Source organism: Rubrivirga sp. SAORIC476 (assembly GCF_002283555.1).
Classification (GTDB): Bacteria; Bacteroidota; Rhodothermia; order Rhodothermales; family Rubricoccaceae; genus Rubrivirga.
The window spans coordinates 204,633-230,493 of record NZ_MVOI01000003.1; the positions used below are offsets into that span (position 1 = coordinate 204,633).

28 protein-coding genes are annotated in these 25,861 nt (G+C 72.1%); 22 read left to right on the plus strand and 6 right to left on the minus strand.

Annotated features, from left to right (window positions below; translation table 11 throughout):
- Positions 1 to 332: 332 nt before the first annotated feature.
- The 8 genes from B1759_RS02715 (at position 333) to B1759_RS02750 (ending at position 5,706) form a co-directional block, all read left to right on the plus strand.
- Positions 333 to 719 carry an STAS domain-containing protein gene (locus tag B1759_RS02715; RefSeq protein ID WP_095513502.1) on the plus strand — a complete coding sequence of 129 codons (387 nt, stop codon included), beginning with the start codon at positions 333 to 335 and terminating at the stop codon, positions 717 to 719.
- 36 nt (positions 720 to 755) lie between these two features.
- Positions 756 to 1,310: an ATP-binding protein gene (locus B1759_RS02720; RefSeq protein WP_095513503.1), complete on the plus strand. Its 555-nt coding sequence runs from the start codon at positions 756 to 758 to the stop codon at positions 1,308 to 1,310.
- The gene (locus B1759_RS02725) at positions 1,307 to 2,443 is read left to right on the plus strand and encodes a SpoIIE family protein phosphatase (protein ID WP_095513504.1); all 1,137 of its coding nucleotides are present in this window, start codon (positions 1,307 to 1,309) and stop codon (positions 2,441 to 2,443) included. The genes B1759_RS02720 and B1759_RS02725 overlap by 4 nt, the downstream gene beginning before the upstream one ends.
- A 97-nt stretch (positions 2,444 to 2,540) precedes the next feature.
- On the plus strand, positions 2,541 to 2,999 hold the full coding sequence (locus B1759_RS02730; protein ID WP_198948726.1) for a VOC family protein: 459 nt from the start codon (positions 2,541 to 2,543) through the stop codon (positions 2,997 to 2,999).
- Between the two features lie 4 nt (positions 3,000 to 3,003).
- A complete protein-coding gene (locus tag B1759_RS02735; protein ID WP_095513506.1) occupies positions 3,004 to 3,858 on the plus strand; it encodes an endonuclease/exonuclease/phosphatase family protein in 855 nt (284 codons plus the stop codon).
- A 98-nt stretch (positions 3,859 to 3,956) separates the two neighbouring features.
- Entirely contained in the window at positions 3,957 to 4,736 is a 780-nt protein-coding gene (gene bla, locus B1759_RS02740; protein WP_095513507.1) for a subclass B1 metallo-beta-lactamase, read from the plus strand.
- Positions 4,737 to 4,796: 60 nt separating this feature from the next.
- Positions 4,797 to 5,114 (plus strand): DUF2007 domain-containing protein, encoded by a 318-nt coding sequence (locus tag B1759_RS02745; protein WP_095513508.1) that lies wholly within the window; start codon positions 4,797 to 4,799, stop codon positions 5,112 to 5,114.
- Between the two features lies 1 nt (position 5,115).
- Entirely contained in the window at positions 5,116 to 5,706 is a 591-nt protein-coding gene (locus B1759_RS02750; RefSeq protein ID WP_158225091.1) for a bifunctional 2-polyprenyl-6-hydroxyphenol methylase/3-demethylubiquinol 3-O-methyltransferase UbiG, read from the plus strand.
- A gap of 20 nt (positions 5,707 to 5,726) precedes the next feature.
- Here the strand turns inward: B1759_RS02750 and B1759_RS02755 are convergent, their stop codons facing one another.
- Complete coding sequence (locus B1759_RS02755; RefSeq protein ID WP_095513510.1) at positions 5,727 to 6,323, minus strand: GNAT family N-acetyltransferase; 597 nt, start codon at positions 6,321 to 6,323, stop codon at positions 5,727 to 5,729.
- A gap of 161 nt (positions 6,324 to 6,484) precedes the next feature.
- Here B1759_RS02755 and B1759_RS02760 point away from each other — a divergent pair, with 161 nt between their 5' ends.
- The 5 genes from B1759_RS02760 (at position 6,485) to B1759_RS02780 (ending at position 10,853) form a co-directional block, all read left to right on the plus strand.
- A complete protein-coding gene (locus tag B1759_RS02760; protein WP_095513511.1) occupies positions 6,485 to 8,770 on the plus strand; it encodes a glutamine--tRNA ligase/YqeY domain fusion protein in 2,286 nt (761 codons plus the stop codon).
- On the plus strand, positions 8,767 to 9,342 hold the full coding sequence (locus B1759_RS02765; RefSeq protein WP_143537247.1) for a hypothetical protein: 576 nt from the start codon (positions 8,767 to 8,769) through the stop codon (positions 9,340 to 9,342). Before B1759_RS02760 ends, B1759_RS02765 begins: the two co-directional genes overlap by 4 nt.
- On the plus strand, positions 9,339 to 9,860 hold the full coding sequence (locus B1759_RS02770) for a GNAT family N-acetyltransferase (RefSeq protein ID WP_095513513.1): 522 nt from the start codon (positions 9,339 to 9,341) through the stop codon (positions 9,858 to 9,860). Before B1759_RS02765 ends, B1759_RS02770 begins: the two co-directional genes overlap by 4 nt.
- Positions 9,861 to 9,938: 78 nt before the next feature.
- The gene (locus tag B1759_RS02775) at positions 9,939 to 10,238 is read left to right on the plus strand and encodes a putative quinol monooxygenase (protein ID WP_095513514.1); all 300 of its coding nucleotides are present in this window, start codon (positions 9,939 to 9,941) and stop codon (positions 10,236 to 10,238) included.
- A 75-nt stretch (positions 10,239 to 10,313) separates the two neighbouring features.
- The gene (locus tag B1759_RS02780) at positions 10,314 to 10,853 is read left to right on the plus strand and encodes a hypothetical protein (protein WP_095513515.1); all 540 of its coding nucleotides are present in this window, start codon (positions 10,314 to 10,316) and stop codon (positions 10,851 to 10,853) included.
- Positions 10,854 to 10,909: 56 nt separating this feature from the next.
- Here B1759_RS02780 and gltX read toward each other — a convergent pair whose 3' ends face one another.
- The 4 genes from gltX to B1759_RS02800 all read right to left on the minus strand — a co-directional run bounded on the left by gltX (position 10,910) and on the right by B1759_RS02800 (position 13,888).
- Positions 10,910 to 12,388 carry a glutamate--tRNA ligase gene (gltX, locus tag B1759_RS02785; RefSeq protein WP_095513516.1) on the minus strand — a complete coding sequence of 493 codons (1,479 nt, stop codon included), beginning with the start codon at positions 12,386 to 12,388 and terminating at the stop codon, positions 10,910 to 10,912.
- Between the two features lie 79 nt (positions 12,389 to 12,467).
- Complete coding sequence (locus tag B1759_RS02790; RefSeq protein ID WP_095513517.1) at positions 12,468 to 12,785, minus strand: hypothetical protein; 318 nt, start codon at positions 12,783 to 12,785, stop codon at positions 12,468 to 12,470.
- 18 nt (positions 12,786 to 12,803) lie between these two features.
- Positions 12,804 to 13,283: an anti-sigma factor gene (locus B1759_RS02795; RefSeq protein WP_158225092.1), complete on the minus strand. Its 480-nt coding sequence runs from the start codon at positions 13,281 to 13,283 to the stop codon at positions 12,804 to 12,806.
- Positions 13,284 to 13,285: 2 nt separating this feature from the next.
- Positions 13,286 to 13,888 (minus strand): RNA polymerase sigma factor, encoded by a 603-nt coding sequence (locus B1759_RS02800; RefSeq protein ID WP_095513519.1) that lies wholly within the window; start codon positions 13,886 to 13,888, stop codon positions 13,286 to 13,288.
- A 258-nt stretch (positions 13,889 to 14,146) separates the two neighbouring features.
- Between B1759_RS02800 and B1759_RS02805 the strand changes: the two genes are divergently transcribed.
- The 7 genes from B1759_RS02805 to B1759_RS02830 all read left to right on the plus strand — a co-directional run bounded on the left by B1759_RS02805 (position 14,147) and on the right by B1759_RS02830 (position 22,132).
- The gene (locus B1759_RS02805) at positions 14,147 to 16,186 is read left to right on the plus strand and encodes a peptidylprolyl isomerase (protein WP_095513520.1); all 2,040 of its coding nucleotides are present in this window, start codon (positions 14,147 to 14,149) and stop codon (positions 16,184 to 16,186) included.
- Positions 16,187 to 16,197: 11 nt separating this feature from the next.
- Positions 16,198 to 17,058 carry a peptidylprolyl isomerase gene (locus tag B1759_RS02810; protein WP_095513521.1) on the plus strand — a complete coding sequence of 287 codons (861 nt, stop codon included), beginning with the start codon at positions 16,198 to 16,200 and terminating at the stop codon, positions 17,056 to 17,058.
- 79 nt (positions 17,059 to 17,137) lie between these two features.
- On the plus strand, positions 17,138 to 18,496 hold the full coding sequence (locus B1759_RS02815; protein ID WP_095513522.1) for a peptidylprolyl isomerase: 1,359 nt from the start codon (positions 17,138 to 17,140) through the stop codon (positions 18,494 to 18,496).
- A gap of 99 nt (positions 18,497 to 18,595) precedes the next feature.
- On the plus strand, positions 18,596 to 19,585 hold the full coding sequence (locus tag B1759_RS02820) for a MoxR family ATPase (RefSeq protein WP_095513523.1): 990 nt from the start codon (positions 18,596 to 18,598) through the stop codon (positions 19,583 to 19,585).
- Between the two features lie 98 nt (positions 19,586 to 19,683).
- On the plus strand, positions 19,684 to 20,913 hold the full coding sequence (locus tag B1759_RS02825; RefSeq protein WP_198948727.1) for an aminotransferase class V-fold PLP-dependent enzyme: 1,230 nt from the start codon (positions 19,684 to 19,686) through the stop codon (positions 20,911 to 20,913).
- Between the two features lie 260 nt (positions 20,914 to 21,173).
- The gene (locus B1759_RS19580) at positions 21,174 to 21,335 is read left to right on the plus strand and encodes a hypothetical protein (protein WP_158225093.1); all 162 of its coding nucleotides are present in this window, start codon (positions 21,174 to 21,176) and stop codon (positions 21,333 to 21,335) included.
- Between the two features lie 23 nt (positions 21,336 to 21,358).
- Positions 21,359 to 22,132, plus strand: coding sequence for a sigma-70 family RNA polymerase sigma factor (locus tag B1759_RS02830; protein ID WP_095513524.1), 774 nt, complete (start codon positions 21,359 to 21,361; stop codon positions 22,130 to 22,132).
- Between the two features lie 139 nt (positions 22,133 to 22,271).
- Here the strand turns inward: B1759_RS02830 and B1759_RS02835 are convergent, their stop codons facing one another.
- A complete protein-coding gene (locus B1759_RS02835; protein ID WP_198948728.1) occupies positions 22,272 to 22,925 on the minus strand; it encodes a 1-acyl-sn-glycerol-3-phosphate acyltransferase in 654 nt (217 codons plus the stop codon).
- An 89-nt stretch (positions 22,926 to 23,014) separates the two neighbouring features.
- Here B1759_RS02835 and ribE point away from each other — a divergent pair, with 89 nt between their 5' ends.
- Positions 23,015 to 23,488 (plus strand): 6,7-dimethyl-8-ribityllumazine synthase, encoded by a 474-nt coding sequence (ribE, locus tag B1759_RS02840; protein ID WP_095513525.1) that lies wholly within the window; start codon positions 23,015 to 23,017, stop codon positions 23,486 to 23,488.
- A gap of 46 nt (positions 23,489 to 23,534) precedes the next feature.
- On the plus strand, positions 23,535 to 25,844 hold the full coding sequence (locus B1759_RS02845; RefSeq protein ID WP_095513526.1) for a two-component regulator propeller domain-containing protein: 2,310 nt from the start codon (positions 23,535 to 23,537) through the stop codon (positions 25,842 to 25,844).
- Positions 25,845 to 25,861 lie beyond the last annotated feature (17 nt).

The window sequence follows — 25,861 nt, forward strand, 5'->3', positions numbered from 1 at the left end:
GAAGACAGAGAGAGGCGCGAGAGGCAAACGTCGGCGTGCGAGCGGGACGAGTCGCGGGGCCACCCGCCTTCCGCGCCTGCCCCGGTGACCGGCTCGGGGTTCGAAACGCCCGGCCGGATTACGGAAGGAGCCCCCGCACAAGCCTCTCAGCAGGGCAGATCAGGGCAGCGGGGCGGCCGAGAACGCCCAGAGCGTTTGATTTCGCATCGTGTCGCGTCCGCGTGACGCCTCGGCGGACAGGGAAAGCCCGGTGGTATGATATCTGTCGCAGGGACAGGGGCCGCCGCCATTCCGGCCCCCTGCGATCCCCACCCGCCCCCTCGGGCGCCCTCATGAGCTTCACTTTCCAGAAAGCCTCCCCCACCGCGGCTGTCGTCCGCATCGGCAAGGCCCTCGACTTCCGCAACGCCGCCGAGTTCAAGGCGTCGTGCCAGGAGCACGCCCGGCAGGGCGTCCGCTACTACGTGCTCGACTTCTCGGGCACGGGCATCCTCGACTCGACCGGCCTCGGGGTGATCTTCTCACTGTACCGCCAGCTGACGCCCGCCGGCGGGCAGGTCGTGTTCGCCTCGGTGAGCCGCCCCGTGCAGGTCGTCGTCCAGCTGACGCGCACCTACAAGGTGTTCCGCCAGTTCCCGACCGTCGAGGCGGCCCTCCAGGCCCACAGCGCGCCCTCGGCGCCCGCCCAGATCACGCAGCGCCCGACGGGCACCGCGTAACGACCGCCCGGCCCCCTCTCCCCGGACGACGGCACCATGCCGACCACCGCCTTCACCGATCTCGACCGCGCTGTAGACCGGCTCCATGCCGTCTGCGACGGATGGACCGACGAGGGTCCGATCGCGCACGTGCTCGGGGCAGACGGGATGCACGTCCTTCGCCTGACGCTCCACGAGTGGGTGGCGAACCTGGTGCAGCACGCGAGCTTCGCCGCCGAGGCGGAGATCCTGCTGACGATCGACGTGCAGGAGGGCGCCGTCCACTGCATCGTCGAGGACACGTCCGCGGGGTTCGACTTCGCGGCGCAGATCGAGTCCCAGCGCACCTTGCTGGATGCGCCCGGCCCCTCCGAGCGCGGACGCGGCCTGCTGATGCTCGTCTCCTGTGCCGAGGACCTGGAGTTCCGCGCCGCCGAACCGGGCGTCCGCCAGCGGCTCGCGTTCTCCATGCGCGACCCTGCCGGTGGAGACCTCGCGGCTCTGTTCCGCCCGGCCGACCTCGAGACCGACCCCTCCTTTCTCCGTTCCATGGGGGACGGCCTCCTCTCTGACGTTCCAGCGTCGACGGCCACGCCTCCCCCGAACCGATGAGTGCCCGCCCCCACGTCCTCATCGTCGAGGACAACAAGACGCTCCGGCGCCTGCTCGAGTACCGCCTCGGGAAGGTCTACGACGTGTCCGTCGCGGAGAACGGCGAGCGCGCCCTCGAGGCCGTCGAGGCGCGGACGCCCGACCTCGTGGTGTCGGACATCATGATGCCGGTGATGGACGGCTTCGCCCTGCTGGCCGCTCTCCGCAGCGACCCGGCGACCCAGGCGGTGCCGTTCATCTTCCTGACCGCAAAGTCTGACGACCTGAGCCGCCAGAAGGGCCTCAAGAAGGGCGTCGACGACTACCTCACGAAGCCGTTCGACGTCGACCGCCTCATCACGCGGGTCGGGCAGATCGTGCAGCGGAGCCAGATCTACCAGAACAAGCTCAACGCCAAGATCGGGCGCGACTTCTCGGACCGCCTCCTGCCCAAGGACATGCCGGACGAGCCGGGCTACCGGACCGTCTTCTTCTCCCGTCCCAAGGAGGACGGCGGCGGCGACCTCTTCGACTGGACGCGCGCGCAGGACGGCTCGTACCTGTTCACCGTCGGCGACATCATGGGCAAGGGGCTCCAGGCCAAGTTCTACGCCTTCAGCTTCCTGTCGTACATCCGCAGCACGGTCCACGCCATGCTGCGCGAGACGCTCAGCCCGGCCAAGCTGATGAGCCGCGTCAACGAGATGCTGATCAACGACGCGGTGCTGGAGGAGACGTTCGCGTCCCTGCTCATCATGCGGTGGGAGCCGGCCACGAACCGCGTCGTCTACGCCAACGCGGGCCACTGCCGCCCGATCCTGGTCACGCCCGACGGCCCCGGCCTGCTCGAATACTCGGACCTGATCCTGGGCCTCGACCCCAGCACCACCTACGAGGACCGGCAGCTCATCCTGCCGCCCGACAGCGCCCTGCTCTGCTACACCGACGGCCTCAACGAGCAGCTCACGAAGACGGGCGCCATGTTCGGCGAGGCGGGCGTGGCGATGGGCGCCCAGGCCGCGCTCACGACGCAGCAGCCGGTCCACACGCTGCTGTCGTGGCTGCTGAGCCGCAGCCAGGACCCCCAGTTCGGCGACGACGTGCTGGTGTTCTGGCTCCAGCGAATGGGCCTCGGCGGCGACGGACAGGCGTAAGCCCGCAGGCGACAGAATGCCCCCTGACCGGGACTCTCACCCGCCTCGGCACCGAGGCGGGCGAGGTGGTAGACTCGGGGACGCTCCTCCCGTTTTCGTGCTCCGCTTCCTTCCGCTCGCCGCCCTTCTGACCCTCGGCGCTTGCCAGTCGACAGCCCCCATGCAGGCGGCTCCAGCCCCACCGGTTGGGCTGGACCACGCCGCGCTGCACGTCGCCGACCTCGGCGAGAGCGTGGCCTTCTACGAGCAGGTGTTCGGACTGGAGGAGATCCCCGCGCCGGGCGACCCGACGGTGATCCGCTGGCTCGGCCTCGGGCCTGCACAGCTCCACCTGATCCACTACGATGGGGATGTGCCGCCGACCACGAAGGCCGTTCACTTCGCCCTCCGCGTGGCCGACTTCGACGCGCTGGTGGCGCGCGTCGCCGACCTCGGCGTGCCGTACTCCGACTGGCCGGGGGCTCCGGCGACGGTCAGCGTCCGCGGCGACGGCATCCGCCAGATCTACGTCCAGGACCCCGACGGGTACTGGATCGAGGTCAACAACGTCCGGTAGGCCCATGCGCAGCCTCCTTCTGCTCGCCGGGCTGGCACTCAGCGCGTGCGCCTCCGCCCCGCCGCCCGCCCCGACCGTGCCGGTCCGCGTGATGAGCTTCAACATCCGGGTCGACGTGGCGTCGGACGGCGAGAACGCATGGCCGAACCGCGTCGACGCTGTGGCCGCGACGATCCGAGAGGCGGACGTGGTGGGCGTTCAGGAGGCGACCCCCGCCATGCTGGCGACGCTCGACGGCGAGCTCCCCGCCTACACCCGCTACGGCGTCGGCCGCGACGCCGACGGCGGAGGCGAGCAGGGCGCGATCCTCTACCGCACCGACCGGTTCGACCGCATCGACGGCGGCACCTTCTGGCTCTCGCCGACGCCAGGCGTCGCGGGCAGCCAGGGCTGGGACGCCGCCCTTCCCCGCATCGCGACGTGGGCTCGCCTCCGCGACCGGCAAAGCGGGCGCTCGTTCGTGATCGTGAACACGCACTTCGACCACATGGGCGAGACGGCTCGGCGCGAGAGCGCACGGCTGGTCGTCGCCCGCGCGCAGGGACTCGCCGACGGTGCCCCGCTGGCGGTCATCGGCGACCTGAACGCCGACGACGACTCCGAGGTGGCCCGCACGTTCGGCGCTGCGCTCCGCGATACGCGTCTCGTGGCCGAGACTCCCGCGGCGGGCGGTCACGCAACCTGGAACGCCTTCGGGACCGCCACCGACGACCGGCGCATCGACTACGTGTTCGTGTCCGAGGGCGTCCGCGTGCTGGAGGCCGCGACGCTGGACCGCACCATCGGCGACGTGCTCGGGACGGAGAACCCGCGCCTACCCTCCGACCACCACGCCGTCACGGCGACGCTCGCGCTCTAGGGGCGCCATGAGGAGGGAGGCGCCCCGTCGCAGCATCCCGGCAACGAGCGCGAACCCATGGTCGCGGGAGGGGTAGGCCCCTCCCCTTCCGCATCGACATGCTCCGCCTCGGTCTTCTCCTCGCCCTGCTGGTCACCGGCTGCGCGTCGGCGCCCGACGCAGTCTCCCCGAGCCCGCCGACGACGTACCCGACCGGGGCCGATGTCGAGCCAGGCCAGATCAAGTTGGTCCCGCTCCGCCCCGGAGTCTGGGCACACGTCTCGACGTTTCGCTTCGAAGACGGCACCGTCTACCCTTCCAACGGCCTGGTGGTGCGGGACGGCGACAGCGTGTACCTCGTCGACACGGCATGGGGCGAGGAGGCGACGGTCGCGCTCCTGGCGGCCATCGACGCCGAGATCGGGCTGCCGGTCCGAGGCGTGGTCTCGACGCACTTCCATGACGACCGGGTCGAAGGCGCCGACGTGTTCCGCTCACGCGGCATCCCGGTCTTTGCGTCGTCGATGACCCGTCGGCTCGCCGCCGAGGAGGGCAACGCGGTCCCCTCGGATTCGCTGGCCGGGCTGACCGTCCCCGGAGCGAATGTCCGGCTGGGCCCGCTGGATGTGTTCTACGCGGGTCCGGGCCACACGCGGGACAACCTCGTCGTGTACGTCCCCGAGGCGGGCATCCTGGCGGGAGGGTGTGCCGTCCACGAGGCCAGCCGGACGCATGCCGGCAACGTGGCGGACGCCGACCTCGATGCCTGGCCGGTGTCGCTGCGCCGGGTCCGCGACCGCTACCCCGAGGCGGACCTCGTGGTGCCGGGCCACGGGCCGCCCGGAGGTCGCGAGTTGCTGGATCACTCGATCGAGGTGGTCGAGGCCGCGGGCGACTAGGGCAGCGCAACAACTTTGCGAGGGGCGGTTCGTAGGAGTCTCACATCGCCCCTTCCTCCCATGACCCGCGTCTTCAGTCATCCCGACCCCTCGATCACGCATCTGGTCCTGAACCGCCTTCAGCAAGAAGGCATCGACGGGGTGATCCGCGGGCTGGCGGTCGGGCGCGGCATGGGCGAGATTCCGCCGATCGCGGCGTGGTCGGAGGTCTGGGTCGCAGGCGACCCCACAGCCGAGGCGGTCCAGACCGTCATCTCGGAGGTGACCTCCGCCTCTCCCCCGGACGCGGACTGGACGTGCGCCTGTGGCGAGACCATGGAGGGCCAGTTCGCGACCTGCTGGGCCTGCGGCGCGGAGGCCCCGATGGTTCCCTCCTAGCGTGCGCGAGTACGACCAGATCGCCGACTGGTACACGATCGCTCGGAATCCCGAAGTCGGCATCCCCGACCTGGAGTCGTTCGCGCGCCATCTGCCGCCCGGCGCGAAGGTGCTCGACATCGGCTGCGGCGACGGCGTCCCGGTCTCACAGTTCCTGGTCCGGGCGGGCGCCGAGGTCGTCGGGCTGGACAGTTCCCCGGAGATGGTCGCGCGCTTCCGAGCCGCCCTTCCCTCTGTCCCCGTCCGATGCGAGCGGGTCCAGGCCGCGTCGTTCGAGGCCGCGTCGTTCGACGGGGTCGCGGCGTGGGGCGTCCTGTTCCACCTGTCGGCGCCCGACCAGCGTGCTGTGATCGAGTCGATGGCCGAGTGGCTGAAGCCCGGCGGGCGGGTCCTCTTCACGTCCGGCGCGGAGGCCGGGGGGACAGAGAGCGAGATGGACGGGGTGACCTTCCACTACGTCTCGCTCGGCGCCGAGCAATACCGCGCGGCGCTCGACCGGGCCGGGCTGGTGCTGGAGTCCGACCGTCCCGACGCATGGGACAACCACGTCTACGTGGCCCGGAAGCCGGTCGCCGACGCCAGCGCCCTGTAGAGATCCATCCACCCCGCGGCCTACGTCGTCCCGCGAATCAGATCCGGCGCCAGCAGGCCATACATCGCCGTGTCCTTCCACTCGTCGAAGAACGTGAACCAGCGGTCGCGGAGGCGCCCCTCGAACACGAACCCCAGCCCGGTGAGCAGGCGGATCGAGGCCGCGTTGTCCGGGTCGACGTCCGCCTCGACGCGGTGGACGCCGAGCGTGTCGATGGCGAAGGCGAGCACCGTGCGGACAGCGTCCGAGGCGAGCCCCTGGCCTTTCGCGTCCGGGTGGAGAATGAAGCCGACCTCGATGCGCCGGTTCGTCCGGTCCCAGTCGGCGAGCGTGACCGTGCCGACGAGCCGGTCCGCCTCGGGGCGCGTGAGGGCCCACTGAAAGAAGGCCCGGTCCCGAGTGCCCGCCTCGATGCCCTCGCGGTAGGTACGGGCCGCGTCGAGGTCAGCGAGCGGCCCATGACTCCAATAACGGAGGTGCGTCGCATCGCCGAAGACGGCCAGCAGGTCGGGGTCGTCGCTCGGGCGGACGGCGCGGAGCCGGACGCGGGCGCCGCTCAGTACCGGTAGGCCCTCGGCGAAGGGGTCGGGCAGAACGTGGAGGCGGGAACGAGGCATCGCGTTCGTCAGGGAGAAGGGAGTGCACGGTACGTCCAGATCCGCCGCCGGACCTCGCGCCTCGTCCCCCGGATCGGATGCAATCCGACTCGTCTCCACCCCGAGTGGAAGCGCCGCGCCTTCCGTCGGCGTTAGCGTAGGGCTTCCCCTCCGCTCCGCACGTGGACCGCACCGAGACCCCGAAAGGCAACTTCCTCCGCGACATCGTCGCCGCCGACGTGGCGGCGGGCACCTACGACGGCCGCGTCGTGACGCGCTTCCCGCCCGAGCCCAACGGCTACCCCCACATCGGCCACGCGCAGTCGATCTGCCTCAACTTCGGGCTGGCGAAGTCGTTCGGGGGCGTCACCAACCTGCGCTACGACGACACGAACCCCGAGGCCGAAAGCCAGGAGTTCGCCGACGCGCTGCTGGATGCGGTCCGCTGGCTCGGCTTCGAGCCCAACGAGGTGCTCTACGCGTCTGACTACTTCGAGCCGTTGTACGCCTGGGCGCAGGACCTCATCCGCAAGGGGCTCGCGTATGTCGACAGCCAGGACGGCGACGCGATCCGCGCGGGGCGCGGCACGGTCACCGAGGCGGGCACGCCCAGCCCGTACCGCGACCGCCCCGCCGAGGAGTCGCTGCGCCTCCTGGAGGAGATGAAGAACGGCGAGCATCCCGATGGCGCGCACGTGCTCCGGGCGAAGGTGGACACCGAGTTCGGGCCGATGGCGCACCCGAACATGAAGCTCCGCGACCCGATCATGTACCGCATCCGGCGCGACGCGGAGCACTACCGCCGGGGCACCGAGTGGGCCATCTACCCGCTCTACGACTGGGCCCACGGGCAGGGCGACGCCATCGAGGGCATCACGCACTCCGTCTGCACGCTGGAGTTCGACGTCAACCGGCCGCTCTACGACTGGTACCTCGACGCCATCGGCATCCCGGAGCCGCGCAACCACCAGTACGAGTTCGCGCGCTTCAACCTCGACTACACCGTCATGAGCAAGCGCATCCTGCGCCGGCTCGTCGAGGGCGGCCACGTCGACGGCTGGGACGACCCGCGGATGCCGACCATCGCCGGGCTCAAGCGCCGCGGCGTCCGCCCCCAGGCGCTGCGGTCGTTTTTCGACGGGCTGGGCGTGACGAAGGTGAACGGCAGCGTCGAGATCCAGCAGCTGGAGTACGCCCTCCGCGACGACCTCAACGCGGTCGCCCCGCGCGTGATGGCCGTGCTCGACCCGGTGGAGCTGGTCATCGACGGGATCGAGGGCACGACGTGGATCGACGCGCCGTACTGGCCGCACGACGTGACCCCGCCCGCCTCGGCGCCGCGGTCGCGGCAGTTGCCGCTGGGGGCTACGGTGTGGATCGAGCGCGACGACTTCTCCGCCGACCCGCCGAAGAAGTGGAAGCGGATGGCGCCCGGCCGGGCGGTCCGCCTCCGGCACGGCCCCGTCGTCGAGTGCCTCGGCGCCGAGACGGACGCCGACGACACCGTCACGCGCATCCGCGCCCGCCTCGCCGACGACGCGAAGCCGACCGGCGTGATCCACTGGGTCGACGCCGAGCACGGCCTCCCGGCCTCGTTCCGCCTCATCGAGCGCCTCTTCACCGTCCCCGACCCGGCCTCCGAGGAGGACCCGATGGCGACGCTCAACCCGGACTCGCTGGTCGAGCAGATCGGCTGGGTGGAGCCGTCCGTCGCCGAGGACCCGATGGACACGCGCTACCAGTTCGAGCGGACGGGCTACTTCTGGCGCGACCCGGAGGACTCACTGCCGGGCGCGCTCGTGTTCAACCAGATCGTGGCGCTGAAGGACACCTGGGCCCCGAAGCCGGACGCCCCGACACCGCCCGCCGCTCGCTCGCAGACGCCGACGACGCCCGCCGGCCCGCGCGACCCCGCCTCGGCGCTCGACGCGGACCAGCGGGAGACGTACAGCGCCCTTCTCGTTCACGGCATCGGCGAGGAAGAGGCGGCCGTGCTCGCCGCCGACACGCCGCTGCGGCGCCTCGCGCACGCCATCATCGACGCGGGGGCCGATCCCCGGGCCGCCGGCGCGCTCGTCGTCCACGACCTCCGCCGCGCCCTCGGCGACCGCGACCTCGCCGACTCACAGGCCGAGGCGGACGAACTGGCGGCCGTGCTCGCCCTCGTCGAGGACGGCACGCTGACGCGCAACGCCGTCGGCGATGCCGTCGCCGGGCTGGTGGACGCGGGCGGCACGGCGCGAGCGGTCATCGCCGCCCGCGGCCTCGCCGCCGTCCGCGACGCCGACGCGCTGACGCCCGCTGTGGAGGCCGCCCTGGCCGAGAACCCCGACGAGGTGGCGCGCTACCGCGCGGGCGAGCAGAAGCTGTTCGGCTTCTTCGTCGGGCAGGCGATGCGGCGGGCGGGCAAGGGGGCCGACCCGAAGGCGGTGCAGGGTCTGCTGCGGGAGAAGCTGGCGGACGCATGATGCCGCTGCGACCGACCACCCAGGCTGCTCTCGCGGAGGTGACGGACCAGTTGCGCCGCGTGCCGGACGTGCTGGGCCAGCTCCGCGCGTTCTCGGAGGTCCACCAGGTGAAGCACGGCCTGCTGGGCCCCGCGAGTTCCAGCCAGATCGCCGAGGAGGCCCCCGACGCGCCGGATGCCGAGACCCCCGATCGGGACCTGATCGCCATGCTGACGGGCGACGAGTACGAGCGGTCGGAGTTCTCCGAGACCGCCCCCGGTGACGTGCGCGTTCGGGCCGTCCGCCGGGGTGGTCCCGAGGTGGAAGGCGCAGCCCCCGGCGCCGACATCACCCTCCAGACCGACCCGCCGCGTCTCCTGAGCCTGTCGGCCCTGCCGCCCGAGCTTCCCGGCCTGATGGGCTGGTTCATCGCCTCGACCGAGAACGAGATGCGGTTCGAGTACCGCGATGGCGTGCCGCTGCTGCAGTCGATGTACACCCGGGTCCGCAGCCGGGGCATCGGCGTCCTGCGGCTCGACCAGGAAGTCCGCTTGGCGGCGCACTACGCGCCCCGAGACGCCGCGGCCCCATGACCGTCCGCGACGTCTCCCCCGCCGACCTCCCCCCGCTCCGGGACCTTGCCGAGCGTGCGTTCCGGTCCGCCTTCGCCGCCCAGAACGACCCCGCCGACCTGGACGCCTACGTCCGCGACGCCTTCGACCCTGCCCGCCTGGGCGGCGAGGTGGCAGACCCGGCGACCCAGTACATGGTGGCCGAGAGTGACGGCACCCTCGTGGGCTACGCCACCCTCCGCGACAGCGAAGTCGAGGACTGCGTGACCGGGCCGAGCCCCCTGGAGATCCAGCGCATCTACGCAGCCCCCGAGGCCATCGGCCAGGGCGTCGGCACGGCGCTGATGCGCGCGTGCCTGGACCGGGCGCGGAGGCAGGGCTTTGAGACCGTCTGGCTGGGCGTCTGGGAAGAGAACGCGCGGGCCATCGCGTTCTACGAGCGCTGGGGGTTTCGGGTGGTCGGCTCGCACGTCTTCCGGCTCGGGAGCGACGACCAGACGGACCTCATCCTGGAGCGGCCTGTCGGCTCGGCAGCGTAGGCCGAGGCCGGACATCGAGCCATGGGGAGAACGGTGGTGGAGGGCAACGGTACGCCTTCTTTCCACTCCCCCAACGTCATGGCCACCGAACAAAAAGCCCTCCTCGCCCGCCTCCACGCCAAGCCCGGCAAGGAAGATGAGGTGGCTGCGTTCCTCACGAGCGCGCTCCCGCTCGCTCAGCAGGAGGATGCCACCATCCGGTGGTACGCCCTCCGCCTCGACGACACCACCTTCGGCATTTTCGACACCTTCGCCGACGACGCCGGTCGTCAGGCTCACCTCGACGGCGACATCGCCGCCGCGCTCATGGAGAACGCCGAGGCCCTCCTCGACCGTCCGCCCGTGATCGAGCAGGTCGACCTGCTGGCAGCCAAGTAGGGCTCCTGGCGACGTCTGGGTCCCGAGCGCTCCCTTCGGCACCGGTATGTTGATCTGCCCCCGACGCCCGCCCCCATGCGCCTGCTTCTCCTCCTCGCCCTCGTGGTCGCCCTCCCCGCCTCGGCCCAGTCGTGGTCGATGGGCGACATGCTGACCGAGATGGCCCCGGTCCTGGTCGACGCCGCCTCGACCGACTTCGCGTCGCTCCGAGGCGAGTTGCTCAACACGCGCGGCACCGACTCGCTCTGGGCCTCGACCTACCGGCCGGAAGGGCCGAGCGGGCCGCTCTACTCGCGGATCGCGATGAACGCCAGCGTGAACCAGAGCATGCTCTGGTTTTCGATCCAGGCCACCGACACGACGTACGCGCAGCGGCTGTTCGGAACCGCCATCGGAACCCTCAACCAGCAGGTCGGCAGCGTAGACGAGGAAAATGGGCTGGGCTGGATGCTGGCCGTCGCCGAAAACTCGGCGGTCCGCAAGGTGGTCCAGTGGGTCGAGTGCGCCCAGGTGGGCCGCGTCGTTGAGGCGATCTACCAGCCGACCGAGACGGGCGCCGACGTGATGGTGTCGGTCGTCCGCCGCGGCGGGGCCGACTGCCCGGGCGACGGCTAGGCCCATGTCGGCCCCGGCTGCCGCGGCCAGGGGCGGACGCAGACGGCGCCTCTCCCCTACCCGAGCACGCTCGCGGCGTGGCGGAGGCGACGCACCGTGGCCTCCTTCCCGATCACGACGAGCGTCTCGAACAGCCCGGCGCCGACCGAGGTGCCCGTGGCCGCGAGGCGGACCGGGTGGACGATCCGGCCGAAGCCTGCCCCCTCGTCCTCGGCGAGCTGGCGCATGACCGCCTCGGTGCTCTCGACCGAGAAGTCGGCGTCGGCCTCCAGGCGGTCGGCGTAGGCGGCCACGAGCGCCGCGCTGTCGTCCTTCCAGCGCTTCTTGAGGCCCGCCTCGTCAAACGACTGGGGATCCTGGAAGAGGTAGGTCGCCTCGGCGAGATCCGAGGCGCGCGTGAGGCGCTCGCGCATCAGGCCTGCGGCCTCGACCAGCGCCGCGTCGTCGACGGGGCCGACGGCGGCCTGGACGGCCGGGCGAGCGCGCTCAGCGATCTGCTCCGCCGAGAGCCGCCGCAGGTGCTGGCCGTTGAACCACTCCAGCTTATCCATCGCGAACTGGACGCCGCTCTTGCCGATCCGCTCAACGTCGAACGCCGCCACCAGTTCGTCGAGCGTGAACAGCTCCTGCTCGGTGCCGGGGTTCCAGCCCAGCAGCGCCAGGAAGTTGACCACCGCCTCGGGCTCGAAGCCCGCCTCGCGGTACTGGACCACGCTCACGGGGATGCCGAGGCGGTCGGCGGAGCGCTTCGAGAGCTTGCCGCCGGTGGGCGACAGGATCAGCGGCAGGTGCGCCAGCCGGGGCGCCTCCCAGCCGAGCGCGCGGTACATGAGCAGGTGCTTGGGGACGGATGACAGCCACTCCTCACCACGAATCACGTCGGTGATGCCCATCGCGTGGTCGTCCACGACGTTGGCGAGGTGGTACGTCGGCATGCCGTCGCTCTTGACGAGCACCTGGTCGTCCACCTCGGTGGTCTCGAAGGCGACCTCGCCGCGGACACGGTCGGTGAACGTGATCGTCTCGCCCTCCGGCACGAGCAGGCGCACGACGTGCTCGTCGCCCCGCGCGAGCCGCTCGGCGACCTCGTCGGCCGACAGCGTCAGCGAGTTGGTCATCTCGCCGCGCGTGGCGAGGTCGTAGCGGGGGCTGGGGTTTTCCTTCGAGCGGTGGCGCTCCTTCATCGCCTCGATCTCGTCCGGCGTGTCGAAGGCGACATACGCGTGTCCGCCGTCGAGCAGCGCCTGTGCCGCGTCGGCGTAGAGGTCGCGGCGCTCCGACTGGCGGTACGGCCCGAGGTCTCCGCCCTGCGTCGGCCCCTCATCGACGGTCAGGCCGGCCCAGGCGAGACCGTCGAGGATGTCCTGCTCGGCCTCGGGCACGAAGCGAGAGCGGTCGGTGTCCTCGATCCGGAGGACGAACGTGCCGCCGGTCTGGCGGGCCAGCAGGTAGTTGGTGAGCGCCGTCCGCAGGCCGCCGATGTGGAGGAGGCCGGTGGGCGAGGGCGCGAAGCGGACGCGGACGGGGGCAGACATGGTCGAGGCGAAGGGGGAGGACCGAACCTATCCCCTCCCCCGCGCCCCACGCCTCCGCGCGGACTTCAGACGGGCCGGATCAGCGGAGCATCAGCGGAATGTCGACTTCCCCGGTCGCCTTCGACACGCGGAAGATCGTCCGGTCCGGGGTCTGAACGGTGCCCCGCTCCTGTGCATACCGAAGCGACACCATCCACTGCCCCGGCGATTCGATCACCTGAATGGGGTCGGGCTCGTACGCCGCGGGATCCGGGAGCGACGCCACTACCAAGTCCACGGCCGCCTCGGGGCTCGTGACCACCGACGTCTCCGCCGAGACCGCCGGGTACGGGTCGGACAGCCGACTCTGCGAGCACCCGGCCAGGACGACGAGGCCGAGGATCAGGACGAAGCGCATGGACGGATGGTGTGGGGGCTAGTGAGCCGAGCGCGGCGCCTCGACCGTCACGCCGGGGTCGATGAGGTACAACGCGCCGTCCGACAGCACGGCCTCCACGACGCGCTCCTCCTGAGCCGGAGGCGCGGGCGTCGGCGCGAGGACGGAGCCCACCCAGACGGCCATCCCGGCGACAGCCAGCAGGGCGCCGAGCGACACGCGCCGCCGCAGCGCGTGGCCCACCGCCGAGCGCTGGGCGCGGCGGTCTGGCGCCCGGCGCGACAGGCGGCGCTGCTTGTCGAGGCGCGCGAACAGCGCCGCATCCGCCGAGGCGGGCACGGCGAGCGGCTCCTGACGCGCGGCCAGCCGGAAGGCCAGCAGCGCGTCGAACTGGTGGCGGCAACCGGCACACGCCGCGAGGTGGCCGAACAGCGCGGGCTGCTCGGCGGGGTCGAGTTCACCGTCGACGTATTCGTTGAGCCGCATCTCGGCCTCGTCGTCGGTGCAGAAGGAAAGCATGGTCATAGGGAGCGCGCAGGCTGTGCGGCGAGCGCGGGGACGGCAGGCCCCGGCGCCTCGTCCGGGTGGAGCCAGGGCCGAAGCAGGACCCCGATCTGGCGGCGGGCCTTGAAGAGACGGCTCTTGACCGCCGACACCGTCGACTTGGTCACCGAGGCGATCTCGTCGTAGCTGAGGTTCTGGTACTCGCGGAGCACGATCACCTCGCGGTAGGACGGCGAGAGCTGGCCGAGCGTTTTGGTGACGAGGGCCGTCTGCTCGCTCTTGAGCAGGTTGGCGAACGGCGTCGCGCCGTGCGACGGGGGCTCGGGCGCGTCCTCGGCGAACCCCACCTCTCGCCCGCGCTTCCGGAGCACGTTGAGGCACTGGTTGCGCGCGATGGTGAAGAGCCACGCCTTGAACGACGTCGAGCTGAGGAGCCGCTCCCGGTGCTCGTAGGCACGCGCGAAGGTTTCCTGGAGGAGGTCCTCGGCCTGGGCGCGGTCGAGCAGCATCTTGGCGCAGTAGGCGTAGACGGCCCCTTTGTACCGGTCGTAGAGCGTGACGAAGGCGAACTCGTCGCCCTGGCGGAACGCGTCGATCAGGGCGGGGTCGTCGGGCGGCATGGGCGACGGGGAGAGGGTCGTCTCAGGGAGACACACGAGCCAACGGATCGTTGCTCCGGTCTGGTGCTTTTTCGCACGGGCCGTCGGCGACGGCGCTCGGGTCGCCTCGGGGCCACGGGAAGCCGGGACAGGGTCGCGTTCCGTTGCGGGGGCGTTTTCGCTCCACCTTGGACAGTGCGTCACGGCGCCTCGGTTAGTTTCCCGGCCCCGACGCGCCGGAGTGGACCGGCGCCCCCCCTGTCACCTGACTGAGACGCGATGTTCTCCCCCCGCCTCGCCCTGCTCACGTTCGTCGCCGCCGCTGCCCTCGCCGGGTGTGGCGGATCCCGGCCGACCGCCGAGCCCGTCGCCCTCGGGCCGGACGGCACGCCCATCGTCGCCTCCTGGAGCGCAGACACGCTCACGCTCCGCGCCTTCGACGAGGCCTACGTCGCCGCTGACGGCGCCATCGTCGACTCCACGCAGACGCCGCTCGCACGCCGTCTCGACTTCCTGGAGCGCTACGTCGACTTCCGCCTCAAGGTGCTCGCCGCTCGCGAGGCGGGCTACGCCGACGACTCCGCCTACGTCGCCGAGGTGGCCGAGTACCGGGACCAGCTCGCCGGCCCCTACTTCACCGACCGCCGCGTCCTGGACGCCATCATCGCGGACCTCTACGCGAAGCAGGCCGAGCGCATCGCAGTCTCCCACATCCTCTTCCTGATGAGCCCGGCCGAGCGCGACACGGCCGCCGTCTACGCTCGCGCTACCTCCCTCCGGGATTCCATCGAGGCAGGCCTGATCTCGTTCGCCGACGCTGCGGCCCAGTATTCGGAGGACCCCTCCGCCGCGGAGAACCAGGGCGACATCGGCTGGATCTCCGGCGGGCGCACCGTCCTGGCGTTCGAGGACGCAGCCTACACCACGCCGGTCGGCGAGGTCTCGGAGCCCGTCCGCACCCGGTTCGGCATCCACCTCGTTCACCCGACCGCGCGTGAGGCCGACCGCCCGGCCATCTCGGCCCGCCACATCCTGATCAGCACCTCGGAGGAGGTCTCGGCCGATTCCGCCGAGGCGGTCATCGCGTCGCTGCGGGAGCGCGTGCTGGCGGGCGAGGACTTCGGCGACCTCGCACGGGAGTACTCCGACGACCCTGGCTCCGGCTCCCGCGGCGGCGACCTGGGCGAGTTCACGCGAGGCCGCATGGTGCCGCCGTTCGAGGAGGCCGCCTTCGCGCTCGCCACCGTGGGCGACGTGTCGCAGCCCGTCGCGTCGCGCTTCGGGTCGCACCTGATCCAGTTGACCGGCGTCGCCGAGCGGCCGTCGTTCGAGGAGGCCTACACGAACCTGCGGACGCTGGCCCTCCGCCTTCCCCGCACGGCCGTCCGCCGCCAGGCCGTCGGGCGTGAGTACATCGCCGAAGTGGGCGGGACGTACGACGAGGCGCTCGTCCGCGAGGCCATCGACCAGTACCCGGCCGACTCGGTGCAGCAGTACGTCCAGAGCGTCGGCTTCGGGGAGTACAACGACCGGACGTTCGCGACCATCGGGGACTCCAGCTACGTGCTCCGCGACCTCGCGCTGCCGCTGGCCCGCCAGCGCTACGGGCCGCACCCGGCCGGTGAGATGATCGAGGCCATCCGCGCGTACGTCGACGAGAAGGCGGTCGAGATGGCGCTCGCGCGCCTGGAGGACCGCGACCCCGAGTTCGCCCGTGTCTTCCGGAGCTACGCCGACGGCGTGCTGCTCTTTCGCATCGCCGAGGACAGCGTCTGGACGCCCGCCCGCGAGGACACCGACGGGCTGCGGGCCTACTTCGACGCCCGCCCCGGCCAGTTCCGCTGGCCCGAGCGCCGTCGCGCGGTCGCCTTCCGGGCGCCGTCGGACTCGCTCCTCCGCGCCGTCGCCGCCGACCTCGACGCAGGGATGACGCCCCAGGCCGCCCTCGCCGCACGTCAGGACCTGGTCGACGACGACCGGCTCCGCCTCGATACCGTCTACGTGGCCGACTCGACGGGCTCCGCGCTCGACGCGGTGCTGTCGCTGCGCGTCGGCGACCGGAGCGAGGTGATTCTGGAGCGTGCCCAGCGCGTCCTCTACGTGCTGGAGGCCATCGAGCCGCCGCGCGACAAGACCTTCCAGGAGGCCCGCGCCGAGCTCATCACGGGCTACCAGGACCAGGTGGAGTCGGAGTGGGAGGCGCGCCTCCGGGCCCGCTACGACGCCCGCACCTACCCGTCGCGCATCCCGGCGACCTCGTCGGTTTCCCTGCCCGAGGCGGAGGGACCCGCGACGGTCCTCTCCGACGGCGCCCGGTAGCCGGAGCCTGCATGTCGCTGCGCCTTTCCCTGCTCGCGCTCCTGGCGCTCGGCGCGTGTTCGGACGCACCGAGCGCCGACGCGCCCGGCGGCGGGGAGACCGTCGCCCGTGTCGGCGACGCCCGCCTGACGGAGGGCGACGTCGCGAATGCACTCGGCGACGGACCGGTGGGGCTGGACAGCGTCACAGCCCGTGAGCAGGTCATCGAGCAGTGGGTGCAGCGCGAGTTGCTGGTGCAGGAAGCCCGGCGCCAGGGCCTCCCCGACGACCCGGGCGTGCGCCGACGCCTCGCGGACGCAGAGCGCGCGACGCTGGAGATGGCGGCCCTCGCGGCATTCTTCGACCAGGCCCCGCCGACCCCATCGGAGGCGGACCTCCAGGCGTACTACGACCGCCACAGCGAGGCGCTCGCGCTCCGGGAGCCGTACGTGCGCCTCCGGCACCTCCGGCTCGCCGCGCCGACGCGCGCCACCGAGGCCCGGGCCTCGCTCGACCGCGCCATCGCCTCTCCCTTCCCAGACTCGCTGTTCGCCCTCGTCGCCCGCGAGTACGCCGACGACCCCGACGGCGCCATCGCGTTCGCCCGCGAGTATGTCTCGGAGGCCCGCCTCGCCGCCCTCGACGAGACGCTGGGCGAGCGCGTCGCCGGGCTCTCGGCCGGTGGCCAGGGGACCGCGATCCCCATCGGGCCGACGGTGCATCTCGTGCAGGTGATCGACCGCGTGCCCGCGGGCACGGTCCCCCCCTTCCGGCTCGTCCGCGACGAGTTGGCCGAGCGGTTGGGCATCCAGATGCGCCGCGACGCCGAGGCGCGCCTCATCCAGCGGCTCCGCTCCGAGGCCCAGGCCGCCGGGCGCCTCGACGTGCCCTGACCCTCCCTCTCCCCGTCTTCGCGCAATACGACGCCCCCCCGGGCCGTATTCGCCCCTCGCCTGTCCCCAGCCTCGCCCGATGCGTTCGATCCTCACCGCCCTTCTGATTCTCGCCGCCGCCTCTGGCGCCGTGGCCCAGCCCGTCGCCCCAGGCGCCCGGCTCGACGGCATCGCCGCCGTCGTCGGCGAGCAGGTCGTGCTGTACTCCGAGGTCGACGCCCTCGTGCAGCAGTCGACGCCGCAGGGCCAGACGCCGCCGCCGGACTTCTGGAGCCGCGCCCTCGACCGCCTCGTGGACCAGCGCGTCGTGATCGCGCGGGCGCGCCAGGACACGACCCTCAACATCACCGACGACATCGTCGACCAGCGCGTCGACGCGCAGGTGGCGCAGCTCTCGGCCCAGGTCGGCGGAGACGCCGCGCTGGAGCAGGCCTACGGGCGCTCGCTCGACGAGGTCAAGATCTCCATCCGGGACGACGTGCGCGACGAGCTGCTGCTCCAGCAGTACCAGGCCCGCCGGATGCGCGAGGTCGTCATCACGCCGGGCGAGGTCCGCGCGTGGTTCGAGCGCATCCCCGAGACCGAGCGGCCCGTGGTGCCCGAGCTGGTGCGCGTGGCCCACATCGTCCGCATCCCGTCCACCGACGAGGCAGGGCGTGCCTCCCTGCGCGCCTTCGCCGACGCGCTCCGCGACTCAGTCCTCGCCGGGCAGGCGACCATCGAGGAACTCGCCAACCGCCACTCGGCGGACCCCGGCAACACCAACCGCGACGGCACGAAGAACGGCGGCCTCTACACGACGCTCCGGCTGACGGACCTGGAGCCGCGCTTCCAGGCGGCGGCGGCGGCAGCCGAGATCGGCACCCTCTCGCCCGTCTTCGAGACGCCGTTCGGCTACCACTTCCTGCGCGTCAACTCGCGGGACGGCAACCGGCTCTCGTTCAACCACGTGCTCCTGCAGGTGGAGGTGGGCGAGGCGGAGGGGCAGGCCGCCCGCGAGTACCTGTCGGTGCTCCGCGACTCGGTGCTCGCCGGAACGCCCTTCGAGGCCATCGCGCGGCGCCAGTCCGAGGATCCCGCCAGCGCACCCCGCGGCGGCTACGTCTCGGTACCGCAGACACGCCAGCGCGACCTCTCGGTCGAGGGCCTCGGCCCCGAGTGGCGAGCGACCATCGACTCGCTGGAGGTCGGCGAGATCAGCGAGCCCGCGCCGGTCACCCTGGCCGACGCCTCGGGCACGCGCGCCTTCCACATCGTCCTCCTCCAGAAGCGGACCCCCGCCCACCCGCTCTCCGTCACCGACGACTACGCGTTGCTGAGCCAGTACGCGCTTCAGGAGAAACAGAACGAGGTGCTCGCTGAGTGGGTCGGCGACCTCCGGGAGACGGTCTACGTCGACATCCGCGCCGAGCGGTACCAGCCGCCGTCGGGCGGATAGAGGACAGGCCCACGAGTGCCCCATCCACGCGCGGGGGCGACCTCGGAGCCTCGCGCGCCTGACTCGTAGACTCGCACTCCTGCTCCCTCGCCCACTCTGATGCCGATCGACCCCCGCGACCCCACCGCCGTCTCTGCCCTGGCCGACAGCTACCGACAGCTCCGCGCCGAGGTGGGCCGGGTCGTGATCGGGCAGGAGGACGCCGTCGAGGGCCTCGTCGTGGCGCTGCTCGCCCGCGGCCACGCGCTGCTCGTGGGCGTCCCCGGCCTCGCCAAGACGCTCCTCATCCGGACGCTGGCTGACGCGCTGGAGCTCTCGTTCCGCCGCATCCAGTTCACGCCGGACCTGATGCCGAGCGACATCACGGGCACCGAGGTGGTCGAGGAGGACCCGGCGACCGGCCGCCGCGCGTTCCGGTTCGTTCAGGGCCCGGTGTTCGCGAACGTGGTCCTGGCGGACGAGATCAACCGGACGCCGCCCAAGACGCAGGCGGCGCTCCTGGAGGCGATGCAGGAAGGCCACGTGACCGCTGCGGGCGAGACCGTGGAGCTACCGAAGCCCTTCTTCGTGCTCGCCACCCAGAACCCGATCGAGCAGGAGGGCACGTACCCGCTGCCCGAAGCCCAGCTCGACCGGTTCATGCTGAACCTCTGGCTGGACTACCCGCCCTTCGCCGACGAGGTCGCCATCGTCAAGAGCACCACCTCGGGTGGGGCCCAGGCGATCTCGCCCGTGCTCTCGGCCGAGGACTTGGCCGCGTTCCAGGCACTCGTCCGCAACGCGCCCGTGGCCGACCATGTCGTCGAGCACGCCGTCCGCCTGGCGGCGCGCACTCGCCCCGGCCGCGAGGGCGCGCCGGATTTCGTGACGCAGTACCTGTCCTACGGCGCGGGCCCGCGGGCGAGCCAGTACCTCGTGCTCGGCGCGAAGGCGCTCGCGCTGCTCGACGGACGGGTGACGCCGTTGGCGGAGGACGTCGACCGGATGGCGGTCGCTGTCCTGCGCCACCGCATCGTGACCAACTTCAACGCCGAGGCGGAGGGCGTCTCGGGCGTCGACATCATCGGGCGGCTGGTGGGAATGGACTGACCGGACGGGCACGGGAGCGAGCGAGATGGCCGGCGTCCGGGGAATCCCTCAGGCGGCTGCTCGTACACTCGCACACCTGACCACTCGTCGACCTTCCTGTGCTGGACCTCTCCGCCCACTTCGCCGTCCCCCCATCGCCCGCCGTCGAACTGCGCGCCTTTACGCACGGGCTGATGCCGCGGACGGTGCCCGACCTCATGGCGGGCTTCTGCGCGGACTGGGCCGAGCGCGGCGTCGACGCCTGGAACCGGGTGCCCGACCGCTGGGGGCTAGGCCGCGAAACCGGCTGGTGGGCGCTCCCGACGGACCTCGCCGACGCCTACGTGGCGCCGCTCCTGTCCGCACCGGTGGGCACCTGCATCCTGCAGCCCAACGTCTTCACGACCGTCCAGGCGCTGCTGTCGTGTGATGGCCCCTTCGACGGACGCGACGAGGTGGTGTTGACTGCCAACGCCTTCCCGTCCGTCCGCCACTCCGCTCAACGGTGGGACGGGCTCCGCGACCTCCGCCCCGTCGAGGTGCCCGCCGGGCCCGACGGCTTCCTCGACCTCGACGCCATCGCGGACGCCATCACCGACCGGACGGCCTGGGTGTTCGTCTCCCACGTCGGCTTCGCGACCGGGGAGGTGATCCCGAACGAGGCCCTCCGCGCGCTCGCCGAGGTGGCCCACCGGCACGGCGCGCTGCTCGCGGTCGACGGCTACCACGCGACGGCCTCGTACCCGGTCGGCGTGGATGCCATCGGGGCGGATGTCTACCTCGGCGGGCTGCTGAAGGAGGCGTGCGGGTCGAGCGGCAACGCGTACCTCTACGTCCGCCCCGGCCTGGACCTGCGCCCGCGCCTGAGCGGCTGGTTCGGCGATGCCGACCCGTTCGGCTTCCGGCCCTCCCCTGCCGACCACCCCGAGGTCCGCCGCCGCTTCCTGGGCGGCACGACCGCCGTCGCGTCGATGTACCACGCCGTCGAGGGCGTCCGCGTGCTGCTGGACGCCGGCCTGGAGGCTGTCCGCGCCGACACCCTAGCCAAGGGGGACCATGCGCTGCGCCGCGCCGACGCGCTCGGCCTGACCGTCCGCTCGCCCCGCGAGGACGCCCGACGCGGCGCCATGATCGTGCTGGAAGTGGCCGAGGCGGATGCCATGGTCCGATGGCTCAAGACGCAGGACGTGTACGTAGACGCCCGGCGCGGCGAGGTCGTCCGCTTTGCCCCGTTCGTGTGGAACACCCCGGCCGAGGTGGATCGCCTGTTCGACGCGCTCGGCGAGGGGCTCGCGTCCGGCGCCCACCGCGCGCTCGCCCTGGCCGACGAGGGCGGCCCCGTCACGTAACGACCCGCCCGACGCTGATTCTACACGGGCCGTTACGTTTCCGTACCGACGGGACGGCTTGATTGGGGCCTCGTCGGCAACGGCCGATACAGCCCACGGAACGTCACATCGTCCCCTCTACACGGGTCTGGCGGCACGTGCGCGCTCCATCCGCGCCCTCTGATGGGGAAGGCGCGCGCAGGGAGGAGGTCTCATGCGACGCGCGAAACGAGGCTGGCATTCGGCTTGCGGAAGGGACCGGCATCGACACCCTCCCACCCGTGCTCGCCTGGTCTCTCCGCTCCGCTGCCACGCTCGGCGCCATCGCGCTCGCCGCCCGCCCCCCGGCCTCCGCCGCCGAGGCCCTCGGCCTGGCGGTGGCCGCGCTCGTGGTCGCGGCGCTGGCCGTCTGGCCGGCGGAGCCCTCCCAGCCGTCCGCCTGACCCGGCCGCGTCGCCTCGCCCCCATGACCTCTTCGCTCCAGACTGCCGTCGAACGCTACGCCGCCGAGCGCGACGCCGAAGGCCCCCGAATGGACATGTACGCCCGCGCCGTGGCCGTGGCCGCGCTGCCGCTCGTCCGCTCTCTGTCCCGCCGCGTGGCGCTCCCGGACCACCCGCTGGCGTCCTACGCCGACCTCGAGAACGCGGGCATGCTGGGCATGCTGCAGGCCCTCGGCAGCTACGACCCGTCCCGCGGCACGCCGTTCGCGTCGTTCGCCTACGGCCGCATCCGTGGGTCCCTGGTCGACTTCCTCCGCACCATCGACTGCCTGAGCCGCGACCGCCGTCGCCGCGTCGCGGAGGCCTCGCGAGCCGCGCAGACGCTCCAGCAGGAACTCGGCGACGAGCCCCGCGCCGCGCAGGTCGCCGACCGCCTCGGCGTCTCCGTCCGCGCCTACCACCGCCTCCTCGGCGATGCCCAGCAGCGCTTCGCGCTGTCGCTCTTCGACGGCCAGGGCACCGACCGCCCCTCCCCCATCGACACGCTTCCCGCGCCGGACGTGGAGGCCGCCGACGCCAGCGCCGAGCGCCGCTCGCTGTACGGCTTCGTGGAGGCGCTCGTCGAGACGCTCCCCGAGCGCGAGCAGCGGATCGTCCACCTGTACTTCTTCGAGGGCCTCACGCTCCGCGAGATCGCGGGCGAGTTCCACCTCACCGAGGCACGCATCTCGCAGATCCTCTCCAAGACGCTCCGCACGCTGCGCGGGCACATGGACCATCACGCGGTGGCTGCCTAGCCACGCACCGACCTCCCGAGAGGGAGAGAGAGAGCGGCGAGCCGAGACCGGGGAGACCTGGCCTCGGCTCGCTGTTTTTGGCACCCCGGGAAGCCCGCCTCGGCGCCGAGGCGGGAGGAGGCCGCCTCAATGAGCCCAGTTAGGCTGGCAGCGTCGCCCGGTCGGGGTGGCGGCCCTGGACGCCGTCGAGGAGATGACCGATGGCCGCCAGATCGGCGTCGAGGTCACCGGTCGGGACGAGCGTGCCGGTGACACCGATCTCCTTGCGCCCCCAGTCGATGGCGACGATCGCGATCGGCACGTCGGCCGCGAGCGCGATCCGGTGGAAGCCCGTCTTCCAGCGCGGCACGGCGCTCCGCGTGCCCTCCGGGGTGATCGCGACGATGCCCGCCCGCCCCGGTCGCAGCGCGGCCGCGGCGTGCTCGACCAGGCCGACCGGCGCGTCCCGGTCCACGGGCACGCCACCGAATGCACGCAGCGTCACCCCGAGGGGTCCCCAAAACAACTGGCGCTTGGCGAACACCTGCACGCCGATGTCGCATGCCGCAGCGGCGGCCAGCCCCACGAGCCCGTCGAGGTTGGACGTGTGGGGGGCGCCGATGATCACCTGCCGGGGCACGTCCGCGAAGCCGCCGACGAAGCGCCAGCCGAGCACGCGCATCACGCCGCGGCCTAGCGCCCGCAGCCAGGCGGGGTGGCCCTGCCGGGGCACGGACGGCGGGAGCGCAGGCAGCAGGACATCGACAGGGAGCACGCGGACCGCGTCCGCCGATGCACCAGGGGATGGAGACACGGACATGGTGCGAAAGCTACTTCGGGCCCTCGGGCGTGACTCGGCCTGCGCCCCGAGGGGCGTTACCTTCCGGTCGCCCCCCCAGACGCATGTCCACGACCTTCCAAGGATCCCTCGTCTCGCCCAGCGGCGCGCGCTACGCGATCGTCGCGAGCCGGTTCAACGAGGCCATCACCCGCCGCCTCCTGGACGGCGCCACCGAGGCGCTCGTCCGTCACGGCGCCGACGCTGACGCGATCGACGTGGCGTGGTGCCCCGGCGCCTTCGAGATCCCGCTCGTCGCCCAGCAGCTGGCGCAGACCGGCACCTACGACGCGGTGCTGTGTCTCGGCGCCGTCATCCGCGGCGCGACGGCGCACTTCGACTACGTCGCCTCGGGCGTCGCGAGCGGCTGCCAGCAGGTCGCGCTCGCGACCGGCGTGCCGGTGATGTTCGGCGTGCTCACCGTCGACACGCTCGACCAGGCGTGGGAACGGGCCGGGACGAAGGCGGGCAACAAGGGCGCCGAGGCGGCCGCGGCGGCCGTCGAGATGGTGAACCTCGCCGGCCACATCGGCCGCTAGCCCCGCACCGCTCCCGACGACGCTACGCGACCCACTCTCTCGTCCCATGAGGATCTCGCTCGCGTTCGCCGTCATCTGCCTGCTCGCCGTCCCCGGCCGGGCACAGTCCGCCCTCGGCTGGGAGGCCTACCCGGCGTTCACCGAGGTGTCGGCCGTCGCGTCGGCGTCGGACGGGCTCTGGGCCGCCAGCGACGGCGGGGTCTTCTTCTACGACACGGCCTCGGGCGAACTGCGGACCGCCACGGCGGCGACGGGGCTCCGCGGCGGTGCGGTCGGCGCCGTAGCGGTCGACGACGCGCGGGGAGCGCTCTGGATCGGCTATCGTGACGGCGTCCTGGAGCGCCTCGACGCCGAGACGTTGGAGGCTCGGGCCTTCTTCGAGATCCGCCGCGCCGACCAGTACCCCGCACGAGGCATCCGCCGCATCGTCGTGCGAGGCGACGTCCTGTACGTGGCGACCGACTTCGGCGTGGTGGTGTTCGACGCCGCCGGGGAACGGGTCCTGAACGCCTACGCCCGCTTCGCGGACCAGGAGGCCGGAACGCCGGTCAATGATGTGCTGGAAGCCCCCCTCTCCACGGGCGCCCCCGGGCTGTGGGTCGCCACCGACGGCGGGGTGTTCACGGCCTCCCGCGACGCCGACAACCTCCAGGCACCGGGGTCTTGGACCCGCGAGACCGGATTCGAGGGGCCTGCACTGAGCATCGCCGCGTTCGACGGGACGGTGTACGTCGGCGGGGGCATGGATGGTGCCCGCGACCTCTACCGGCGGTCCGCCTCCGGGACCTACGACCGGCAGTTGTTCATCAACAACCCCATCACGTCGCTCGCGGGCACGCCCGGTCGCCTCTTCGCATCGGCCCCCTCGTTCGTCTACGCCCTCCTCCCGCCCGGCCAGCCTTCGTCGTTCTACCGGATCGCCGGGGCGGGTGCCCTGACGGGCGTCGTAGTCGGGCCCGACGGCACCCCGTGGGCAGGCGACGGCGCGATCGGTCTGTTCAGCCTTCCAGCGGCTCCTCAACCCGGTGAGAACGTCGTCACTCCGGACCCCGTCGCGCCCCCGGGCCCCCTCTCGACCAACATCGTCGACATCGACGTGGACGACGACGGGACGCTCTGGGCGGTCACCGAGCGGCTGGAGTCGGGCGTGTTCGCCTCGGTGAACCGGTTCGAGGACGGCGCATGGACGGCATTCCGCACCGACGACCCGTCCATCGACGTGGTCCGCGCGTCTCTGATCTCGGCCTCGGTCGGCCCCGACGGCACGTTCTACGCGGGGTCGGCAGGCGATGGCGTGAGCGTCTTCCGCGATGGCAGCCCCGCGACCTACCGTGAGTCCAACTCGTCGCTGCAATCCGCCATCGGCACCACCGACTTCGTGGTCGTCCGCGATGTGGCCGTGGACGATCAGGACGCGGCCTGGGTGCTGAACGTCTCCGCCCGCCCTCTGCACCGCTTCGATGGCGAGACGTGGCGCGGGTTCGGCTACCCCAGCGGCATCCCGTCCGGCGCGGAGGCATTCCGGATCGCCATCGACCGGTTGGGGCAGAAGTGGCTCGCGCTCGGCTCCAACGGCCTCGGCGTGTGGGACACCGGCGCCGACCCGCTCTCGGCGGCCGACGACCGCGCGACGCGCTTCGCGGGCGAGGGGAGCAACGGCGTCGGGCTGCCCAGCGCGGATGTGCGCGACGTGGTGCTCGGCGGCGACGGGCGCATCTGGATCGGCACGGCCCGCGGTGTCGCGTCCGTCTTCCGACCTCTCGACGCCTTCTCGGCCGACCCGGGCCTCGCCGCGCCGCAGTGGCCCCTCACCGAGGACGGCACCAGCTACCTCCTCCGAGACGTGGAGGTGTACGACCTCGACGTGGACCCGGCGGGCCAGATCTGGGTCGGCACGTCCTCCGGGGCCTACCTGATCGACGCCGAGGGGACGGGCCTCGTCCGCACCCTGACCGCTGAGACGAGCCCGCTCCCCAGCGATCCGGTGTTCGCCGTCTCCGTCGACCCGTCGTCCGGCCGGGTCTACTTCGTCACCGCGGAGGGCCTCTTCAGTGCGCCTGGCGACGCGACACGCCAGACGCCGGGCTCGGACGCGCTCGCGGCCACGCCGTCGCCGTACCGCCCGGCGATGGACGCCTCGGGCGTGGTGGTGAGCGGGCTGCCGAGCGCCGTCTCTCAGGTCCGCGTCATGACCGTCGCGGGCGACGTGGTCTACGCGGCCGAGGTCCGGGGCGGGTCCTTCCGGTGGAACGGCCGCGACACGAGCGGCCTGCCGGTGCCGTCCGGCGTCTACCTCGTGGCAGCCTCCGGCTCCGACGGCTCGTCGACGTTCGGGAAGGTGGCCGTCATCCGGTAGGGACCGCGACTGGTGGG

Excerpts from the sequence above, each read along its gene's own strand:
- B1759_RS02765 (WP_143537247.1), top strand. The coding sequence starts at position 8,767 with ATGATGCCGCTGCGACCGACCACCCAGGCTGCTCTCGCGGAGGTGACG.
- B1759_RS02725 (WP_095513504.1), top strand. The coding sequence starts at position 1,307 with ATGAGTGCCCGCCCCCACGTCCTCATCGTCGAGGACAACAAGACGCTC.
- B1759_RS02830 (WP_095513524.1), top strand. The coding sequence starts at position 21,359 with ATGACCTCTTCGCTCCAGACTGCCGTCGAACGCTACGCCGCCGAGCGC.
- bla (WP_095513507.1), top strand. The coding sequence starts at position 3,957 with ATGCTCCGCCTCGGTCTTCTCCTCGCCCTGCTGGTCACCGGCTGCGCG.
- B1759_RS02845 (WP_095513526.1), top strand. The coding sequence starts at position 23,535 with ATGAGGATCTCGCTCGCGTTCGCCGTCATCTGCCTGCTCGCCGTCCCC.
- B1759_RS02790 (WP_095513517.1), bottom strand. The coding sequence starts at position 12,785 with ATGCGCTTCGTCCTGATCCTCGGCCTCGTCGTCCTGGCCGGGTGCTCG.
- B1759_RS02735 (WP_095513506.1), top strand. The coding sequence starts at position 3,004 with ATGCGCAGCCTCCTTCTGCTCGCCGGGCTGGCACTCAGCGCGTGCGCC.
- B1759_RS02780 (WP_095513515.1), top strand. The coding sequence starts at position 10,314 with ATGCGCCTGCTTCTCCTCCTCGCCCTCGTGGTCGCCCTCCCCGCCTCG.
- B1759_RS02720 (WP_095513503.1), top strand. The coding sequence starts at position 756 with ATGCCGACCACCGCCTTCACCGATCTCGACCGCGCTGTAGACCGGCTC.
- B1759_RS02820 (WP_095513523.1), top strand. The coding sequence starts at position 18,596 with ATGCCGATCGACCCCCGCGACCCCACCGCCGTCTCTGCCCTGGCCGAC.
- B1759_RS02715 (WP_095513502.1), top strand. The coding sequence starts at position 333 with ATGAGCTTCACTTTCCAGAAAGCCTCCCCCACCGCGGCTGTCGTCCGC.
- B1759_RS02795 (WP_158225092.1), bottom strand. The coding sequence starts at position 13,283 with ATGCTTTCCTTCTGCACCGACGACGAGGCCGAGATGCGGCTCAACGAA.
- B1759_RS02745 (WP_095513508.1), top strand. The coding sequence starts at position 4,797 with ATGACCCGCGTCTTCAGTCATCCCGACCCCTCGATCACGCATCTGGTC.
- B1759_RS02805 (WP_095513520.1), top strand. The coding sequence starts at position 14,147 with ATGTTCTCCCCCCGCCTCGCCCTGCTCACGTTCGTCGCCGCCGCTGCC.
- B1759_RS02810 (WP_095513521.1), top strand. The coding sequence starts at position 16,198 with ATGTCGCTGCGCCTTTCCCTGCTCGCGCTCCTGGCGCTCGGCGCGTGT.
- ribE (WP_095513525.1), top strand. The coding sequence starts at position 23,015 with ATGTCCACGACCTTCCAAGGATCCCTCGTCTCGCCCAGCGGCGCGCGC.
- B1759_RS02775 (WP_095513514.1), top strand. The coding sequence starts at position 9,939 with ATGGCCACCGAACAAAAAGCCCTCCTCGCCCGCCTCCACGCCAAGCCC.
- B1759_RS02815 (WP_095513522.1), top strand. The coding sequence starts at position 17,138 with ATGCGTTCGATCCTCACCGCCCTTCTGATTCTCGCCGCCGCCTCTGGC.
- B1759_RS02770 (WP_095513513.1), top strand. The coding sequence starts at position 9,339 with ATGACCGTCCGCGACGTCTCCCCCGCCGACCTCCCCCCGCTCCGGGAC.
- B1759_RS02800 (WP_095513519.1), bottom strand. The coding sequence starts at position 13,888 with ATGCCGCCCGACGACCCCGCCCTGATCGACGCGTTCCGCCAGGGCGAC.
- gltX (WP_095513516.1), bottom strand. The coding sequence starts at position 12,388 with ATGTCTGCCCCCGTCCGCGTCCGCTTCGCGCCCTCGCCCACCGGCCTC.
- B1759_RS02755 (WP_095513510.1), bottom strand. The coding sequence starts at position 6,323 with ATGCCTCGTTCCCGCCTCCACGTTCTGCCCGACCCCTTCGCCGAGGGC.